This window comes from Paenibacillus sp. FSL L8-0470 (assembly GCF_038008625.1).
Lineage (GTDB): Bacteria > Bacillota > Bacilli > Paenibacillales > Paenibacillaceae > Paenibacillus_AQ.
In genome coordinates, this window is the sequence record NZ_JBBOZM010000001.1 from 6,324,158 (window position 1) to 6,339,095 (window position 14,938).

At 50.2% G+C, this 14,938-nt stretch carries 16 protein-coding genes; 6 read left to right on the forward strand and 10 right to left on the reverse strand.

Annotation, left to right across the window (positions count from 1 at the left end):
* Nucleotides 1–476: 476 nt before the first annotated feature.
* Nucleotides 477–1,043 carry a GbsR/MarR family transcriptional regulator gene (locus NST99_RS28730; RefSeq protein WP_341096274.1) on the reverse strand — a complete coding sequence of 189 codons (567 nt, stop codon included), beginning with the start codon at nt 1,041–1,043 and terminating at the stop codon, nt 477–479.
* A gap of 198 nt (nt 1,044–1,241) precedes the next feature.
* On the opposite strand from NST99_RS28730, the gene NST99_RS28735 reads away from it, so the two are divergent.
* The 6 genes from NST99_RS28735 to NST99_RS28760 all read left to right on the forward strand — a co-directional run bounded on the left by NST99_RS28735 (nt 1,242) and on the right by NST99_RS28760 (nt 6,582).
* On the forward strand, nt 1,242–2,147 hold the full coding sequence (locus tag NST99_RS28735) for a carbohydrate ABC transporter permease (protein ID WP_341096276.1): 906 nt from the start codon (nt 1,242–1,244) through the stop codon (nt 2,145–2,147).
* A gap of 32 nt (nt 2,148–2,179) precedes the next feature.
* Entirely contained in the window at nt 2,180–3,022 is an 843-nt protein-coding gene (locus NST99_RS28740; RefSeq protein ID WP_341096278.1) for a carbohydrate ABC transporter permease, read from the forward strand.
* 33 nt (nt 3,023–3,055) lie between these two features.
* The gene (locus NST99_RS28745) at nt 3,056–4,402 is read left to right on the forward strand and encodes an ABC transporter substrate-binding protein (RefSeq protein ID WP_341096280.1); all 1,347 of its coding nucleotides are present in this window, start codon (nt 3,056–3,058) and stop codon (nt 4,400–4,402) included.
* A 105-nt stretch (nt 4,403–4,507) separates the two neighbouring features.
* Nucleotides 4,508–5,293, forward strand: a complete 786-nt coding sequence (locus NST99_RS28750) for an HAD family hydrolase (protein WP_341096282.1) — start codon at nt 4,508–4,510, stop codon at nt 5,291–5,293.
* The gene (locus NST99_RS28755; protein WP_341096284.1) at nt 5,290–5,631 is read left to right on the forward strand and encodes a DMT family transporter; all 342 of its coding nucleotides are present in this window, start codon (nt 5,290–5,292) and stop codon (nt 5,629–5,631) included. Before NST99_RS28750 ends, NST99_RS28755 begins: the two co-directional genes overlap by 4 nt.
* A gap of 66 nt (nt 5,632–5,697) precedes the next feature.
* On the forward strand, nt 5,698–6,582 hold the full coding sequence (locus NST99_RS28760; RefSeq protein ID WP_341096285.1) for a metallophosphoesterase family protein: 885 nt from the start codon (nt 5,698–5,700) through the stop codon (nt 6,580–6,582).
* A gap of 172 nt (nt 6,583–6,754) precedes the next feature.
* On the opposite strand, the gene NST99_RS28765 is transcribed toward NST99_RS28760, so the two are convergent.
* The 9 genes from NST99_RS28765 to NST99_RS28805 form a co-directional block, all read right to left on the reverse strand.
* Complete coding sequence (locus NST99_RS28765; RefSeq protein ID WP_341096287.1) at nt 6,755–7,579, reverse strand: MetQ/NlpA family ABC transporter substrate-binding protein; 825 nt, start codon at nt 7,577–7,579, stop codon at nt 6,755–6,757.
* Nucleotides 7,580–7,640: 61 nt separating this feature from the next.
* Nucleotides 7,641–8,303, reverse strand: a complete 663-nt coding sequence (locus NST99_RS28770; protein WP_341096290.1) for a methionine ABC transporter permease — start codon at nt 8,301–8,303, stop codon at nt 7,641–7,643.
* Entirely contained in the window at nt 8,296–9,057 is a 762-nt protein-coding gene (locus NST99_RS28775; RefSeq protein WP_341097780.1) for a methionine ABC transporter ATP-binding protein, read from the reverse strand. The genes NST99_RS28770 and NST99_RS28775 overlap by 8 nt, the downstream gene beginning before the upstream one ends.
* Nucleotides 9,058–9,289: 232 nt before the next feature.
* Nucleotides 9,290–9,478 (reverse strand): hypothetical protein, encoded by a 189-nt coding sequence (locus tag NST99_RS28780; protein ID WP_445745060.1) that lies wholly within the window; start codon nt 9,476–9,478, stop codon nt 9,290–9,292.
* Between the two features lie 25 nt (nt 9,479–9,503).
* On the reverse strand, nt 9,504–10,664 hold the full coding sequence (locus tag NST99_RS28785) for an ABC transporter permease (RefSeq protein WP_341096292.1): 1,161 nt from the start codon (nt 10,662–10,664) through the stop codon (nt 9,504–9,506).
* Nucleotides 10,618–11,886, reverse strand: coding sequence for an ABC transporter permease (locus NST99_RS28790; protein ID WP_341096293.1), 1,269 nt, complete (start codon nt 11,884–11,886; stop codon nt 10,618–10,620). The genes NST99_RS28785 and NST99_RS28790 overlap by 47 nt, the downstream gene beginning before the upstream one ends.
* Nucleotides 11,887–11,897: 11 nt before the next feature.
* Nucleotides 11,898–12,833: an ABC transporter ATP-binding protein gene (locus NST99_RS28795; protein ID WP_341096297.1), complete on the reverse strand. Its 936-nt coding sequence runs from the start codon at nt 12,831–12,833 to the stop codon at nt 11,898–11,900.
* Nucleotides 12,834–13,037: 204 nt separating this feature from the next.
* On the reverse strand, nt 13,038–13,691 hold the full coding sequence (locus NST99_RS28800) for a response regulator transcription factor (protein ID WP_341097782.1): 654 nt from the start codon (nt 13,689–13,691) through the stop codon (nt 13,038–13,040).
* A gap of 27 nt (nt 13,692–13,718) precedes the next feature.
* Complete coding sequence (locus NST99_RS28805; protein WP_341096299.1) at nt 13,719–14,879, reverse strand: sensor histidine kinase; 1,161 nt, start codon at nt 14,877–14,879, stop codon at nt 13,719–13,721.
* Between the last annotated feature and the right edge of the window lie 59 nt (nt 14,880–14,938).

The following is a 14,938-nucleotide window of genomic DNA, read 5'->3' on the forward strand; positions in this document are numbered from 1 at the left end:
TGATTCGGCTCACCTTATGCAGCCCTGTGAAATAGGAGAGCAAAATTACGACAGTAACTGTTTTCCTTGCAGCAACCCAAGAATAAATCGACCAAAGCGGAATTCAAAAACGCCATTGTTCCCCTTGAAAATAGGCGAATTGCAGGCTGTTTTTGTACAGGCAAAAAACCCTCAAGACGGAAACCGTATGAGGGTGGCTTAAGCGCTGCTGGCCCGATAAATGTATTTGCTACAATAAAAACGCCGTGCAACCGTTTATTATTAGCTTTAGATGTATTCTATACAGTTAAAAAGGGCCGATATACTCCTTTTAGCAGGATGAGCTTTAGATAGGTGTACCAAGTGCAATTAGCTCCGTTTTAATGCCGATTTCTTCCCTTTTAGTTGCATAGAATGCAGTTACGGTTGGAAGATGGCACCTCTGAGCTGTACACAAACTAACTAAAGAGGTGAAGCTGTACTCAGAGTTCAGGAATTCATTCCTTGCCGGGCAGTCCGGCCCCGCCAAAGAATTCCCCTTCCTCCAGCCCCGACACAAACCGCTGCAGCCAGGCATAATATTCTCCCGCATGCTGGAGCTTGTCCAGATCCCGTTGGCAGGCCTGCCGTTCCTCTTCAGGAGTGTCCTTCGCCTGGATCAGCTCCTGGAGCTCTGGCATCACCGTACCCATCGCCTCCTGCATGACATCAATTTCCCGCTGAAGCTTCAGGGTGAAGAAGTTTTTGAATGCCTGAAAAAAATCAGTCTCGGCTACATACAGCTCCTTCCGCTCACGTTTCTCGTCCAGCTTGGTCACCATCCGGGAAGCGATCAGGGAGCGGACGCCGTAGCTCATATTGCTTTTGCTCATATTCATGACCTGCTTCATTTCCTCCAGCGTCATCGGCTTGTCCTCAAAGAACATAATCCCGTATAGCTGTCCGTAAGAAAAATTCGCTCCATATAAATCCATCGTCTGCGCTATCGCATCAATCATCGGTCGCAGCAGTTGCTCCCGTGGTGATAAATGCTGGTTGCCCTCGCCAAATGCGGCCTGCTTCATTCGCTGCACCTTCACTCTTTTTTTAGAATCGTTCCCTCTACATTACACAATACTGAAGCTTCGTTACAGGTTTTCTGCAAATTTTACACAATTTCCGAACGATGTTTACTTCCGCTTAACCACAGGCTCGTCTCATGAGTGTACAATTTTTTTTGAACAGAGGAGTTTTCCTCTGCATTATACCGCAAAATCAAGCTGATGGAATGGGGTATCGGAACGAAAATGACACGCTCAAAGGTTATTAACGGCTTGAAGCCCGTGCTGTTCACGCTGCCGGCGATGGTACCGTTCGTTCTGTTCTGGCTGGCGCCGCTGTTGTATGTGCTGTATCTCAGCTTCACAGAATGGGACTTTATGAGCCCGGAGAAAACTTTTGTCGGACTGCAAAATTATGCCGATCTTTTCAGCAACCCGGCCTTTTACAAAGCGCTGAGAGTGACCGCGCTCTTCTGTGCGGGCAGTGTGCTGCCGATCATTCTCCTGGGACTCGGACTCGCGCTGCTGATGAACCGCAAGCTGAAAGGCTCCGCACTTTATCAGGTGCTGCTGTTCTCGCCATGGGTCACGCCAACCGTCGCTGTATCCATTGTCTGGTCGTGGATCTATGAGCCTGAGGTCGGCCTTGCCAATACGGTGCTTGATTTCCTCGGACTCGGGAAAATCGGCTGGCTGCAGGACCCCAAATGGGCGCTTGTGGGAGTTCTCCTGGTGACCATCTGGAAATCCGTGGGCTGGGCGATGATCTTTTATCTGGTGGCGCTGCGGAATGTGCCTTCAGACCTGCTGGAAGCCGCGGAGCTTGATGGCGCAAGCGCTGCGCAGAAGTTCTTTCGCATCACTCTGCCGCTGATCTCGCCAACCACCTTGTTTCTGTTCGTGGTGCAGCTTATCCAGGCCCTTCAGGCCTACGATCAGATTAACGTGCTGACCCAAGGCGGCCCCTCCGGCTCCACCCGCACGCTGCTGTATCTGTATTATCAGTCCGCCTTCGAATCCTTCCAGATTGGAGAGGCTTCCAGTGTAGCTGTTGTCCTTGTCATCATCTGCATGCTGCTGTCCGTATTCTCATTCGGCATCAGCAAACGGACGACCCATTATCAATAATCCGTACATTTTCCAAGAGGAGGTCTCACCGCTTGCGTATATTCACACGGCTGGGCGGACCGGCCCGTCATCTTTTTTTTGCTACGATTGCCCTGCTGATGGCTTTCCCGTTCTACTGGATGGTCACCAGCGCACTGAAAACCAATGATGAAATCTGGCGTTCCCCGCCTACACTCTGGCCTGAAGTGCCGCTCTGGGGAAATTTCGCCGCTGCCTGGAATGAGGCCCCGTTTGCAAGATACATGGGCAACAGCATTTTCGTCGCCACTTCCATCGTCATTCTGCAGATCATCAATTCCGGCATGATGGCCTATGCGCTGACGCATATGAAATTCCGCCTGAAGGGGCTTTTTGCCGGAGTGATCCTGTTCGGTTATATGGTTCCGGCTACAGCGGTCTACCTGCCCGGCTATCTTGTGCTGTCCGAGCTGCACCTGCTGAATTCCTACGGCGGTCTGATTCTCTCCAACTCTGTAAGCATCTTCGCGATCTTTCTGATCCGGCAAGCGTTCCTGCAGGTATCGCATGAGCTGGTGGAGGCCGGTGAAGTGGACGGCGCCTCTCATATGCGGATTCTGTGGACGGTGCTGGTGCCGGTTACGAGGTCATCCTTTGCCGTGCTGGCGCTGATTACCTTCATTGATCAGTACAATAATTATTTCTGGCCGATGCTGATTACCAAAAACCCTGACCTGCAGTTAGTCTCGGCTGGCCTGCGCAGCTTTTTCGTGGAAGGGGGTGCATACGGATTACAATGGCCGCTGATCATGGCCGCCAGCGCCTTCACCATCGCCCCGCTGCTGCTTGTCTTCCTGCTGGCGCAGAAAACAATTATGCAAAGTGTCAATATGACGGCAGGCTCCAGTAAAGGCTGAATCTTACATTTTTGAACAAAGAGGAGAATGATGATGAACGTATTAAAAAGGTTGTCGGCGGTATCTATGATTGCCGGATTCACAGTGCTCACGGCTTGCGGCGGAAATTCCGCTTCGGACAACGTTACGGCGGGAGGCGGTGCCTCCGCAGCTCCAGCGGCAGACGCCCCTCCAGCCCAAAGCGAACCGGTAACCATTGAATTCTGGTATGGCCTTGGCGGCAAGCTTGGCGAGAATATGGAATCGCTCATCCAAAAGTTCAACGCCTCGCAGCAGGAGGTCATCGTCAAAGGCATCGTGCAGGCAGACTACAGCGAAACCGAGCAGAAGCTTCAGGCTGCCATTGCTACCGGACAGGTTCCTGCAGCCGTGCTCTCCTCCAATATGGACTGGGCGCGCAAGGGATATTTCTCTCCGATGGATGAGCTGATCGCCCAGCAGGCGGATTTTAATAAAGAGGATTTTGTCCAGACCTTTCTGAACCAGGGCCAGGTTGACGGCAAGCAGTATTTCCTTCCGATGTACGGAACGACACAGATTATGTATTACCGCAAGGATGCTTTTGAGAAAAGCGGCATCGATGCCAGCCAGCTGAAGACCTGGGAAGACCTGGCGGCAGCCGCTGGGAAAATGGCCGTTAAAGACGGCGGCAAAACAACCTTCTTCGGATGGGAGCCGATGTGGGGCTCCGGCAACATGATCGATGCCGTGCTCAGCAAGGGCGGCAGCGTTCTTAGCGAGGATGGCACCAAAGTAACGATCGACTCTCCGGAGTGGATTGAAACCTGGGATCTGTTCCGCAAATGGATTCACGAGGACAAGACCATGCGCATCCACTCCGGCGGACAAGGCTGGGAGTACTGGTACAAGACCATTGACGATGTGATGAAAGGCCAAGCGGCGGGCTATATTGGCTCCAGCGGAGATCAGGGTGATCTGGATTTCAGCATCGTCTCCGCAATGGAGCAGCCGGGCTGGGCCGGAGTTGGCGAAGGCAAGCCTGTGGCACAAGCGATCATGGCCGGTATTCCTGCCAAAGCCGGGGATGACGAGAAGCTGGCAGCGATGAAATGGCTGACCTACTTCACGAACTCCGAGAATACCGCCTTCTGGTCAATCAACACCGGATATATTTCCGTCCGCCAGTCTGCGCTTGAAGATCCGGCATTCGTCTCCTTCAGCGAGACCAATCCGCAGATCAAAATCCCGTTAATGCAGGCGTCCCACGCCTCCGCCCCCTTCCAGGACCCTACCGGAGGCAAAATCAATGATGCGCTGACCATTGCTGCGGACAAGGTGCAGATTGAAAATATCCCGGCGGCTGAGGCCCTGAAGGAAGCGCAGCAAACTGCCCAGACCGCACTTGATAAAGTAAAATAAGCGGTATATCGTATCAAGTGAAAACGGCTTCGCCGTCCTTAAATGGACGGTATCCGTTTCAGCGAGAAATAGGACGTGAATTATTAAATCTAAGGGGGCGGCAGCATGCCTGAGCTCATCACTCCGCAAGGGGAACATTCCATATCCGCGATTCTGTTCGACAAGGACGGCACACTGCTGCAGTTCGTTTCCCTCTGGGGAAGCTGGGGTGAGTGTTTCCTGGGACAGTTCACCCGGCAGCTGGAACAACGCGGCCTAGAATTCCCGGTTCAGTATCTGGCCTCCCTGCTGGGAACCGTTCACGATGCTGAGGGTAGAATTACAGACTATGACCGGAATGGTCCCTTGGCCATGGGGACGATGAGCGACCTTTACGCCATTCTGTCCTGGCAGGGTTACCTGCTAGGCTTATCCTGGGCCGAGTCCAAGGAACTGGTAGAGCTCTGCCGTCAGGAAGCGGATGTGATGCTGGAGCGCAGCCGCCCGGTGCTCCCGCTTCCCGGCCTGCTCCGGTTCCTTGACGACTGCACAGCCAAGGGCATTGCTCTGGCTGTAGTGACTGCCGATGAAACAGCGGCAGCCGAAAATCACCTCCGCTGGCTCGGTATCCAACATTATTTCTCTGCCGTGATCGGTACGGATCAGGTCGAGCGGGGCAAGCCGTTTCCCGATATGGCGCTGCTCGCCTGTGAGCGGCTTGGGGTACAACCTGGCGGGGCCGCCGTGATTGGCGACACGAACGGCGATATGCGGATGGCTAAGGCCGCCGGGGCAGCTGTAGCCGTCGGGATTGCCGGCGCAGCGGATATATCAATGCGCGGTCTTTTGCCGGATGCAGATTCTCTGGTGCAGTCCTATGCAGAACTAAGTATTGGAAGGAATACTAGGTGAGGGCCGAAGGGGTGTGGGCCTGGGTTTTTCTCGCGCTGGCGATTCTGTTCGAGCTCTCGGGAACCATCTCCATGAAAATATCCCACGGTTTCACCCGGCTCTGGCCCTCCGTGCTGATGTTCCTGTTCTATGGGATCAGCTTCACCTCGCTGAATGTGGCGCTCACCTCGATCAAGGTCGGGGTAGCTTATGCAGTATGGTCAGGTACAGGAATCATCCTGATCTCCGTCGTGGGGGCAGTGTATTTCGGGGAGCGGCTGACACTGTCCTCCCTATTATGGGTGACTGTGATTGTGGCCGGAATTGTGGGCTTGAACATTAGTGCCAAGGGGCATTAACAAAGTTATATTCCTATACTCTGCATTCAGTTTAATACCATGCAATCCAAGGAGGCTCTCTCGCAAATGAGTACAAATGAACCAGGCGGACCACAGCCGCTGTTTACCTTCCAAATTATCACCGACACCCATGTCACTGCCGATCCATCCCATGAGTATAATCTGAATTTCGAGCGGGCGCTGCATGATCTGGCTCACCATGCCCAGGGCAGCAGCGGGATTATGCATATTGGCGACATTACGGATCATGGCTTCCAGGAAGAATATGAGGAAGTCCACCGTATTCTGCAGCTGCATCAGGCAGCACTCCCGGAGATTCGTTACACCTTGGGGAACCATGATGTGGGCCTTGGCCACTGGGAATCCCGCCTGGCAATGTACACTTCCTGCATGGAAATGCCCGGCCCCTATCATGACCATTGGATCGGCGGATATCATTTTATTTTCCTGGGAACAGAGGAAGGTCTGCCAACGTTCTGTAAACTGTCGGAGGAGCAGCTTCGATGGCTGGACCGTAAGCTTGGGGAAAAGCTGGTGGACGGACACTCGAAGCCTGAGCAGCCTGTTTTTCTCTTCCTGCATCAGCCGCTGAAGGACACTGTAGCCGGATCTTTGGAGTCACAAGAGTGGTTTGGCGTCACTCAAGATAAGGAGCTGCGCTCCATCCTCTCCAAATATCCCCAAACACTTCTTTTTACAGGCCATACGCATTGGGAGCTTGAAGTCGACAACACGATGTACCCCGGCAACGGCGAGACGGCAACCATGTTCAATAGTGCTTCGGTTGCTTACCTCTGGACGAATGCGGATGAACACAAGACCGGCAGCCAAGGGTATTATGTGGAGGTCTATACCGACAAAGTCCTTGTAAAGGGACGGGATTTCACTACAGGAAGCTGGATTGAGTCGGCGCAGTACGAGGTGGTTACGTCCTTAAATGTACGCAGCTAATACCTTGTCGATGTCCGGAACATCCGGTTACATTAACAAAACAGCTATAACAAAAAGCAGCCTTCTCCCGTTAGTGGTGAAGGCTGCTTTTGCATGTCGGCATCATACCATTGATATCAATAGTCGCTGCGCCGGATTAAAACAAAGCAGAGCTTACTGCGGCTACCTTGCCTCAAAACGCAGGCAATGCGATCTCCGCATAGTTATCTTCAAGGAATTTCTTCACTTCAGGTCCGCTGATGCGCTTCGCCAGCTTTTGGATGGCATCCGAAGCCTGGTTGTCTTCGCGTGCTACCAGGGTGATGGTGAATTCGGAATCTTCGCGTTCTGTAATCAGCGCATCCTTCTTCGGCGTCAGGCCCAGCGGACTGGCATAAGCCGGAGTCATCGCTACCAGATCGCCATCATCCAGCATCCGGGCCAGCATCAGCAGGTCCACTTCCTCGAACTTATAGTTCTTGGCATTTTCGGTGATGTCGGCTTGTGTAGCCTTAATGCCTACGCCTTCCTTAAGCTTGATGAGTCCAGCGTCCGCGAACATTTGCAGGGAACGTCCAATGTTCGACGGGTCGTTGGCCATTACCAGTGTTGCCCCTTCCGGCAGTTCGCTGATCGCCTTGTAACGTTTGGAATACCCGCCGTAAATGGCATCATACACTGGCTGTACAGCAACCAGCTTGGAGCCTTTGCTGGCATTAAACTGTTCCATGTAGGGAACATGCTGGAAGAAGTTCGCATCCACTTCTTTATTCGCCAGCGCTTCATTCGGCTGCACATTGTCGGACAGCACCACAACCTCCATATCCACACCGTCTTCCAGCAGCAGCGGTTTCACAATATCAAGAATATCCGTCATCGGCGGAATCAGCGAAGCCACTTTAATCTTTACAGGCTCTTTGCTGCCTGCAGCGGGTGCCTCTGCATTCTCCTTGTTATTTCCACAACCGGCAACGATCAATACAAGCAGTATAAGCGCGAATAACATTGTTTTTTTCATGAGTACAACTAACCCCCAACTTTATATTTTTATTTCAAGGCCATAGATGCTTGCAAATTCCTCAGCGTTTATCCAGCAGCCTCGCCGCAGTGCTGCCCGTAAATTGAATCACCTGCACGAGCACAATCATCACGACAATCGCATAGATCATCACTTCTGTCTCGAAGCGCTGGTACCCGTAACGGATGGCGAAATCTCCGACTCCACCCCCGCCAACAACGCCCATTACCGTCGAGAACGAAATAAAACTTATTGTAGAAGCAGTCAGTCCGAGCACCAGACCGGAACGGGCCTCCACATAAAGAAACTTGAAAATCAGTGAAACCTTTGAAGCTCCCATAGACAAGGCCGCTTCAATCGTCCCCTTCGGAACCTCCAGCAGCGATTGTTCTACCAGCCGCGAGTAATAGGCAATAGCAACAATAGACAACGGCACAGTAGCCGCTACCGTACCAATCGCCGACCCCACGAGGAAGCGGGTGACGGGAATCAGAGCCACAACAAGCAGCAGGAACGGAAACGAACGGACAACGTTGACGATGCTGTTGAGGATAAGAGACAGCAGCTGATTCTCATACAGCTGGCCTTTGCGGCAAAAATAAAGCAGCGTTCCCAGCGGAAGCCCCAGCAGTACGGCTGAACCTACCGAAATGCCTACCATTACAAAGGTTTCCCCAATAGATTGCCACATTTGATCCTGGTATTTCAGCATAGCCTCAAACATAGGCTTCCCCCGCTTTGCCGGTAATTTGCTCACGGTAGGAACCGGTATAGCCGGCGGGCGCTGTAAAACCAATCTCCCCGCGGGAGAAGGAATCCACGATTCTGCCCTCTTCCATAACAGAGACATCACTGCAGATGCTGCGGACAACATCCAGCTCATGGGTGACGATGACAATCGTGACGCCGAGTGTGCTGTTAATCTCTTTCAGCACAGCAAGAATATCCGCCGTTGTTCCCGGATCAAGCGCCGAGGTCGGCTCATCGCAGAGCAGCAGCTTCGGGCTGTTCGCCAGTGCCCGGGCGATGGCTACCCGCTGCCGCTGCCCGCCGCTGAGCTGGGCGGGATACTGCTCCGCCTTGTCCGCAAGTCCGACGAATTGCAGGCATTCCTCCACCCGCTTCATCCGTCCGCTCCGCGGCATACCGGCCAGCTCCAGCGGAATGGCGACATTCCGGCTGACTGTAGCATTGCCGAGCAGATTAAACTGCTGGAAGATCATACCGATCTTCTGCCTCTCCTCACGCAAAGCCTTTTCCGCCATTCCGGTAAGCTTCTTGCCGTCAACTGTAACAATCCCCTCATCTGGCCGCTCCAGCAGATTGATCAGCCGCAGCAGTGTCGATTTGCCTGCCCCGCTTGCTCCGATAATGCCATGGACAGCTCCTGTCTTCACCTCAAGCGATACCTGCCGGACAGCATGATAGCTGCCTTCCTTCAACTTAAAGCTTTTACTCACCCCACTCAGCGATAGAATATGTAAGCCCCCCTCTCCAGAACGCCTATACTATTGCCTCTCATCGACTCAAACAGTGTACTATAATTATTTAAAATCTGTTTTATTAAAAATCTCTTTAAATAATAAGGTATTTTGTCGTCTGTGTCATCATTTTTCTCAAAATGATATATCAGCGGCATGGAAGAAAAACATGCCCGCAGAAGTAGAAATTAACAAACAAAAAATCCTCCCGGTCAGGAGGACGCAAACTTCAGACATGAAAGGCTCTTGAGATCCCGTTAATCAGCAAGAACACACCCAAGATTCTCAGTACAACTCTGGAGGTTTTGTCATCCTTTTTAAAGATGATTCTCCCAAACGCTCCAATCCATACATTGATGATGAGACCTGCGAGCAGCTCGATGATTCCTGCAAGCTCTGTAATGCCCAATATTATCACTTCCCACTCACCGTTATGATTATTATCATCCCTCTAATCCTCTAAGCTCTTTGCGCATAAATACATAAGCTCCGGCCAGTCCCAAGAATCCAATCCCGGCAAGGGCGATAACTGCTGAACCTATCGAACCGTCCCGGATGTTCATAACGGATGTTACTTGGATAACCCATGCCTCAGGTGTGAATTTACCGATAGTCCTCATAACCTTTGGAGCGAATTGCATGGAGAAGAAGGAGCCCCCCAGCATCCCGGTAACCGCGACAATAATGGAAGCTGCGGAGGTAAACTGCTTCTGGCTCTTCATAAATGGAAGGATTAGCATGGTTAATCCAATTAAGGCGAATAAATACATGGCAAGCAGCATAACGAGAACAGGCAGATTATGATTTATCATGTTTACTCTCAGCAGATATTTTCCTGAGAGCAGTATGACTGAAATATAAATAATGCCAAATAAAAACGCTGCGGCCATTTTTGAGAGCAGATATTTCATATAGCTGACGGGTGTGCTCAATAGCCGGTTTACGGTTTTGTTTTCCTTTTCGTCGACCAGCGATCTTAAGCCCTGAACGACTACAAACCAAATGAACATCGCCATAAAGCCTGTAAACCTTTCGGCAGTAGTTTTGTTCTCTCCCTCTTCACTGCTGTTCAGAGTCTGCACAATAATGCTCGGTTTCGAAGCACCTTTTAATGCTGTAAATAAATATCTGGACATTGAATCAGCATTCAGCTGTAAATGACCGGACATATACTCCGAGTCATTGACTACTTTACGAATTGTGCCAGCTTCACCGGCGATGACCTCTTTAAGCAGCGCCCCCTCGCCGTTCTCCTCATTTTGCACAAAGCTGAGGGGAAGCTCCTGTCCTGACAGCAACATGCTGCTGAAATCCTGCCCGATCACAAATCCAAAAGGAATATCCTGCGCGTCCACCTTATCCTTAATGCTTTTCACATCGGTATTAATCACCCGCAAGCCGCTGCGCTGACTAATCAGCTCTAATAATTGCTTGGAGTACATGCTGTGATCATCATCTGCAGCATATATAGTATCCGGCATGCTGCCTGTAGAGAACGAGAACAGATACGTTAGAATTAGTGGAAGGCCCATCATCGCCAAAACGGCTATTCGATTGCTAAATATCTGTTTCAGCTGATGTTTCAGCATGATGATAAATTGCACGAAAACTCCACCTTCTCCCACTGTATTGACTAATGCATACGATAATACAGATGACTCCCAGCCCTATCAGCTCCAGCAAATCTTTATACGATCCGGCAAGTCCGTTATTTTGGCTGATACTGAGGTACGCATTAATTGCTTTTCCGTTGGGGAGCAGCCCCTGAATGATCCGCAGACTTTCCGGCAATTCGCTTCTACTGACAAAACTTCCGCCCAAAAAGCTGAAAATATACAGCACAGGTGAAGCCAAGCTGGATACAGTCGTATGATCTTTGGCAATAAATCCCCAGAGCAGCACAAGACTTCCTATGGCAAAAGCATACACAACCGTTATCATCAAAAGCTCAAGGGGCTGGCCCCAGCTCATTGCGAACACCAGCCAGCTGATGAGAATTACGCAAGACATTTGCAATACAATCGCCAGTATAATTCCGCTCAATTTGCCTAAAACATACTGCACATCCCAAGCAGGCGTTGAACGTATTCTGAATAAAGTATGGTTTTGCCGCTCATCTACGATGCTGTGCACCAGCACAAAGGCCGTCATGATCGAAAACATAACTACCATGGCAATGGAGTAATACTGTATCGCATCTACCGGCACCGCATCCTTTTGCGTTGAAACCGTCGGGATATCCGGGGAACGGCCGCTGAAATTGAATATATGGCTTTGAAGCTCCGCGATTTGGGCTTGCGGAAGACCGTTACCGCCGTTTGAGAACTGGAGAACCGCAGACTTCTCTTCATTTAACAGGTTGAGCTGCTCACAGAACTGCTCCAGTATAGTCCTCACGATTGCCGTTTGGAGCGTTTTGGCAGATTCTCCGATCACAACAAGGTTCGCCGCCTCCTGCTTTATTGCAGCATTCGTAAAGTTATCCGGCACATATATAAAAACAGAGGCATGACCGTCTTCGACTCTTTGTTTGCCCTCGTCATAGCTGGCCGCTTCCTGCAAATGTATGACTTTCCGCAGATCTTCCCGCATAAAAACATTCTTTAAGGATTTCCCTAAGGCCAGCGGGCTCCCTTGAGCAGCAACGCTTTTATCCGCATTATAAAAAGCAACGTCAAACGCCTTCACACTGGAGTCTGATCCGCCGAATGCCGTGCCCAGAATGAGAATCAGTAGAGAAGGAAACAAAATCAGCTTCAGATAGAACCATTTATTTTTGGTCAGCAACCGGAAATCCAGTAAAAATAATGTGATCAGTTTTCGCATGGCATCACCTTCTACTCCTCTCTTAAGGCTTTGCCTGTAATTTGGAGAAAAAGGCTTTCAAGATTCATCTCTTCGTACTTGAATCCGGTTAGCCGGAAGCCCAGGTTCCTAATATCATCAACAATATCAATCACACTTCTCTCCCCGGTAGAGACAAGCATACTAATATGTTTGCCTTCCACAGTTGCCTTGGTGACACCGGAGATTTGCTCGAGCTGGCCCAATGCTGCTTCATTTCCTTCACTATAATCCACCGTCAGCGTATCGCAGGCCTTCAAGTTCAGCTTGAGCTCCTCTTTGCTCCCCAGCGCAATAAGGGAGCCATGGTCGATTATTGCAAGCCGCTTGCACAGATACTCCACTTCTTCCATGTAGTGGCTGGTATAAATAACCGTCATGCCTCTGTCCTGGTTTAATTTCTTTACCGTTTCCAGAATATGATGCCTGGACTGGGGGTCAATCCCTACCGTAGGTTCATCTAGTACGAGCAATTTAGGATCATTCATCAACGCGGCACCGATATTGACCCGGCGCTTCATTCCTCCCGACAGCTCGGACACGGCCTGGTTTCTTCGTTCTTTGAGTCCAATGATGTCCAGAACTTCCTCGGTTCTGCTCTTCAATCTGCTGCCGTAAAGTCCATATAGACTGCCAAAGAACTCCAGGTTGTCCTTGGTGCTTAACGCCTGGTACAACGCCAAATCCTGCGGTACAATCCCCATTATTTTCTTGATCTCTCCGGGCTTTCCGCTGAGCAGTTTGTGATCGACAGTAATCGTCCCTGCGGTTGGCCTTAGCACAGTGCTTATCATCGACACCATTGTTGATTTGCCTGCACCATTCGGTCCGAGCAAGCCGAACCTTTCACCGCTTTGCACATTTAACGAAATATCCTTTACAGCCGTAAAATCCTTATATTTCTTCGTCACATGGTTCAGTTCAAGCATCAGCGTGGTCCCCTTTACGATAACTCTTACTCTGTTATCATTTTATCGCCACGCTTCGAACAGGGATATTCACTTAAGTCCCCAATCAAGGGGTTGCTTTAGTAAGCAATTTCAGTATTACTTTAGTCATATAGGTTAGAGGAAGGAAGGTCAGGAGGAGACAAAACAGCCCCTCTCTCCTGAAGAACGGGTTATCCTGCGGAGTTATATATTAAGCTTCTGCAAATACAGGGTCAATTCGGTTCTGTTGTTTAATTCAAGTTTGTTAAGCATTCTGGAAACATAGTTTTTTACCGTGCCTTCTGTAATAAACAGCTCGTTGCTGATGGTTTTGTTGCTTTTCCCCTCCATAATCCCCTTGGCCACCTCAAGCTCTCTTGGCGTGAGCCAGGGGGAGACAGCGGGAGTTCCATTCTCCGTTGGCAAACTATGAATCGTCCCTGCCGAGTTAAGGGCGTCCACCAATTCCCGGGTAATCTGCGGATTCAGCATAATGTTACCCTCGCAGGCCGATCGAATGGCCGCCATGATATCCTCTGAAGCCGAATCCTTAAGGATGTATCCATCCGCTCCATGCTTAAGCCCGGCAAGGATAAACTCCCTGTCATTAAAAGTAGTAAGGATGATTACTTTAATCCCCGGATACCCCTCTTTCACAGCTTTGGTCGCCTCAATCCCATTCATCAGCGGCATTTTGATATCCATCAAAATCACGTCAGGAGAGTAATCGGCCAGCAGCCGGAGCAGTTCCTGTCCATTCGCTGCCTCTCCGATTACCTTTGCATCCGCTTGAAGGCTCAAAACCATTTTCAAGCCTTCCCTCACAATCAGTTGATCGTCTGCAATTATAATACTCACCATAACTGCTGCTCCTCCTTGCCTATGCTAGAAATCAACCATTTTAGGAATATTCGCCTGCACTTTAAAACCTGAATCCTGATTAGAATCGAATTGAACGGTACCGCCCAAAGCGTGAATCCGCTGTTCGATCCCCTGAATTCCGTTCGACTTGATAACCTCCCTGCATCCCGTTCCGTTGTTGGCAATAAGCAATGAAATCTGCCGGGGACTTTTATGGATAGCCAGGGAGAACAGTGTGGCTTTCCCATGTTTGATTCCATTAGTGATTGATTCCTGAACCGTTTTATAAATGCATTCTTTAATCTCGAAGTTCACAGCTTCTATATCCTCATCCATATTGAGTTCAAACCGGGTTTGCCCGGCCGCTTGGAAATGGGCGAAGAGGTTAAGGAGCTGACGCCGGAGTGAAAGCTCCTGTACGTGCTGCTCCTCATTCAGCAGCAGCACAGCCTGTCTGAGCTGCACCATACATTCTCTTGACAGCTGGTAGGATTGGCCAACAACACTCCTGATTTTGTCCGTTTCCAGGTCTACAGCTTTGTGGGCGAATTCTAGATGCATATTTAATGCAGTCAGATAATGCCCCAATGAATCATGCAGCTCCTGGGCAATCCTTGTCCTTTCTTTGCTCAGCGTCAGCTCTCTGACCGTTACTGAATACTGTTTCAGCGCCAAATTAGCCTTCTCCAGTTCCTGATTCAACACTTGTGTTCTGGTCTTATCAATCATAGCATTCCTGAATAGGTAGACAATGGTGAACATGATTGCATAGGAAGTTATTATGTATTTCATTGCGGTATGACCGGCTGCCAGAGAAGCGCTGAAAATCCCCATATGCAACAGCAAAAGAGGCACAGGCACCTTCCGCGTACCCACGATGAGCTCCACAAGCAAAATAATGATATAAAGCTGTGTTCCGGTACAATACACTTTCCACAGCAAAAAACCAGCGCATAAATTGCTCAACACAAAAGAAAAAGACCACAGCGTCCCCGCTACGGATAAGTATCTGCTTCTGGCATAATCATTGATTAGCAGCAGCAAAGCAAAACACGCCAAAAATACCGCTGATCCGGGATCAGCGGCATAATCTTTAAGCAGCACAGCGAATACGGATAATACGGCGAACACTCTGATTATTTTCTCCGCAAACACTCGGACACCTTTGCCCGTAAAGCTTTCCATGGCCGACCCACCTCTTTAGCCACAGTATAGCATACACAGTTTCGGGCTGACGGGACTTA